The sequence below is a fragment of the Pseudomonas sp. PS01299 genome (assembly GCF_029960145.1).
Lineage (GTDB): Bacteria > Pseudomonadota > Gammaproteobacteria > Pseudomonadales > Pseudomonadaceae > Aquipseudomonas > Aquipseudomonas putida_A.
In genome coordinates this window covers 1-2,923 of record NZ_JASCPO010000408.1, presented here as the reverse complement: position 1 = coordinate 2,923, position 2,923 = coordinate 1, and the positions used below count along the sequence as shown (strand labels likewise).

The 2,923-nt window shown below is 61.8% G+C and carries 3 protein-coding genes; 2 read left to right on the top strand and 1 reads right to left on the bottom strand.

All coding sequences use genetic code 11. The annotated features are described in order from the left end of the window. Positions 1–92: 92 nt before the first annotated feature. A complete protein-coding gene (locus QMX91_RS30385; protein ID WP_209318218.1) occupies positions 93–998 on the bottom strand; it encodes a LysR family transcriptional regulator in 906 nt (301 codons plus the stop codon). Between the two features lie 114 nt (positions 999–1,112). Here QMX91_RS30385 and QMX91_RS30380 point away from each other — a divergent pair, with 114 nt between their 5' ends. Together QMX91_RS30380 and QMX91_RS30375 are read left to right on the top strand one after the other, a co-directional pair. Continuing rightward, a complete protein-coding gene (locus QMX91_RS30380) occupies positions 1,113–1,991 on the top strand; it encodes an MBL fold metallo-hydrolase (protein WP_282413850.1) in 879 nt (292 codons plus the stop codon). A 220-nt stretch (positions 1,992–2,211) separates the two neighbouring features. Further along, the gene (locus tag QMX91_RS30375) at positions 2,212–2,826 is read left to right on the top strand and encodes an NAD(P)-dependent oxidoreductase (RefSeq protein WP_139054291.1); all 615 of its coding nucleotides are present in this window, start codon (positions 2,212–2,214) and stop codon (positions 2,824–2,826) included. Positions 2,827–2,923: the final 97 nt, after the last annotated feature.

The window sequence follows — 2,923 nt, the reverse complement described above, 5'->3', positions numbered from 1 at the left end:
GGCTTGCTCGCGAAGGCGTGGTGTCAGTCGATGAGAATCCAGACTGATACACCGCCTTCGCGAGCAAGCCCGCTCCCACAGGGGCATCGGATTTACAGGCCCATATCCCATTCGGGATTTTCCGGGAATCGTTCGACGAGAAAATCCAGCATGCTGCGCAGCGCCGCCGGCATATGCTTGCGTGAGGCGTACACCGCGTAGATGTTCATCTGCCGTGGCTCGGCACCCGGCAGCAGGCGCACCAGTTCCCCGGCATGCACATGAACCCCGGCCTGATAGGTCGGCAGCATCGCCACGCCGGCACCGGCCAGGGTGGCACGCAGCAGGGTGCTGGCCTCGTTGGCGCTGATGTTGCCCTGCACCGGCACCGACACGGGCTCGCCGTCCTCCTCGAAATGCCACAGGCTCTTGCCGAAGTAGGAGTGGGTGAGGCAGTTGTGTCGGCTCAGGTCCTCGACCCGTTGCGGTGGCGGGTTGTCGCGCAAATAAGCCGGTGCGGCGCAGACCACCGAGCGGCACACGGTCAGGCGCCGGGCGATCAGGTTCGGATCGAGGTCATTGCTGGTGCGGATCGCCAGATCGATGCGCTCATCCACCAGATTCACCGTGCGGTCGAGCATCTGCAGATCGATGCTGACCCCGGGGTAACGTTTGACGTACGCCGCCATCGCATCGGCCAGTTGCGCCTGGCCGAACGAGGTACTGACGCTGATACGCAGCAGTCCGCGCGGTGCCTCGTCGGGTTCGCTGACGGCGGCCTGCATGTCGGTCGAGAGTTCGAGCATCTGCCGACAGCGCGGCAGGATTTCGCTGCCGGCGGCAGTCAGGCTCAATTTGCGTGTGGTGCGGTGCATCAGTCGCGCGCCGACCCAGTCTTCCAGCTCCGCCAGATAACGCGACACCACTGGCCGTGACAGATCCAGATGATCGGCCGCCGCCGACTGGCTGCCCAGATCCACCACCGTGACAAACACGCGCATTGCTTGAAGACGATCCATGATTTGCCCGCTTTCAGAAACAAACTATGTCCAAGCATCGCATTTTTTGTACCGAGTCAGGCAACTAAGCTCTGTCCCATCGCCAACCACGGCATTCCGACCACGGAGCAACAGATGATCGGCTTCACTACCCTCAAGCGCGTTTTGCTGGCCACCGCCACCCTCGGTTTCGCGGCCCACGCCGCTGCCGCCAACCTGACCCTGGATGTCTACAACCCGGGCACCCATGCGATCTTCCCGGTGACTTCGGTGCTGGTCAGCGGCGAGAAAGACGCGATTCTGGTCGATGCACAATTCGGCAAGGCCCAGGCCGAGCAGGTGGTGGAGAAGATCCGCGCCAGCGGCAAGCACCTGACCACCATTTACATCAGCCACGGTGACCCGGATTACTACTTCGGCCTCGACACCCTGACCAAGGCCTTCCCGGACGCCGTGGTTCTGGCCTCGCAGCCGACCGTCGATCACATCAACAAAACTGTCGCGGGCAAACTCGCTTTCTGGGGCCCGAAAATGGGCGCCGACGTGCCGGCCAAAACCATCGTGCCGGGCGTGCTCAAGGGCGATAGCCTGATGCTCGAAGGGCAGAAGTTGCAGGTGGTCGGTCTTGAAGGCAAACAACCGGATCGCAGCTTCGTGTGGATTCCGTCGCTCAAGGCTGTGGTCGGTGGCGTGGTGGTCGCCGAGAACATTCATGTGTGGATGGCTGATACCCAGACCGCGCAATCCCACGCCGACTGGCTGCAAACCCTGCACTCGATCGAAACCCTGAAGCCGAAAACCGTGGTGCCGGGTCACTACCTGGGCGAGAGCAGCCGCTCGCTGGCCAGCGTGAAATTCACCGCCGACTACATTAAGGCTTTCGACGAAGAAACCGCCAAGGCCAAGGATTCCGCCGCACTGATCAAGGCCATGCACAAGCGCTACCCGAAACTCGGCGAAGAAAGTTCGCTGGAACTGAGTGCCAAAGTCGCCAAGGGCGAGATGAAGTGGTAACCCGATTGATCTGAAACAGAGGTCGAGAGGACTTTTGTGGCGAGGGAGCTTGCTCCCGCCCGCCTGCGCAGCAGGCGCAAAACCTGCCAATACGTTGTATCTGAAACAGGCGGGGAGTGCTTCGCCCTCCTGCGGGAGCAAGCCCCCTCGCCACAGGGAATACCGCTTCAAGATTAGATTTATGCCGTCGTTGAAACTCTCAAGCCAACTGGAGAATGTCATGAGCAAGATCGCAATCATTGGTGCCACCGGCCGTGCCGGTAGCCAACTGCTGGAAGAAGCCCTGCGTCGCGGGCATAGCGTCACTGCCATCGCCCGCGACACCTCGAAGATCGGCTCGCGTGCCGGTGTGGTCAGCAAGAATGTCGATGTGCTGGATTCGGCGGCGCTGCAAGCCGCAGTCGCCGGTCACGACGTGGTGATCAGCGCCGCGCACTTCGCCACCGTGCCGGCCAGTGCCGTGGTCGGTCCGGTGAAGCAGGCGGGCGTGAAGCGTCTGCTGGTGGTCGGCGGTGCCGGTTCGCTGTTGCTGCCGGACGACACCCGGGTGATCGACAGCGCCGGTTTCCCCGCCGAATACAAAACCGAGGCCAGCGCTGGCGCGGCGTTTCTTGATGCCTTGCGTCAGGAGAAGGATCTGGACTGGACTTTCCTCTCGCCATCGGCAGAGTTCGTCGAAGGTGAGCGCACCGGCACCTTCCGCGTTGGCAAGGATCACTTGCTGGTGAGTGCCGAAGGTCGCAGCTGGATCACCTTCGCCGATTACGCGATTGCGCTGATTGACGAAGTGGAAACGCCGAAGCATTCGCGTCAGCGGTTTACGGTCGGGTATTAAGCAACGACGCAGACCAAATGTGGGAGCGGGCTTGCTCGCGAAGGCGGTGTGTCAGCGACATTTGAAGTGATTGACACACTGCATTCGCGAGCAAGCC

Bases quoted from the DNA above. Each gene is read 5' to 3' on its own strand.
- QMX91_RS30375 (WP_139054291.1), top strand. From the start codon at position 2,212: ATGAGCAAGATCGCAATCATTGGTGCCACCGGCCGTGCCGGTAGCCAA.
- QMX91_RS30385 (WP_209318218.1), bottom strand. From the start codon at position 998: ATGGATCGTCTTCAAGCAATGCGCGTGTTTGTCACGGTGGTGGATCTG.
- QMX91_RS30380 (WP_282413850.1), top strand. From the start codon at position 1,113: ATGATCGGCTTCACTACCCTCAAGCGCGTTTTGCTGGCCACCGCCACC.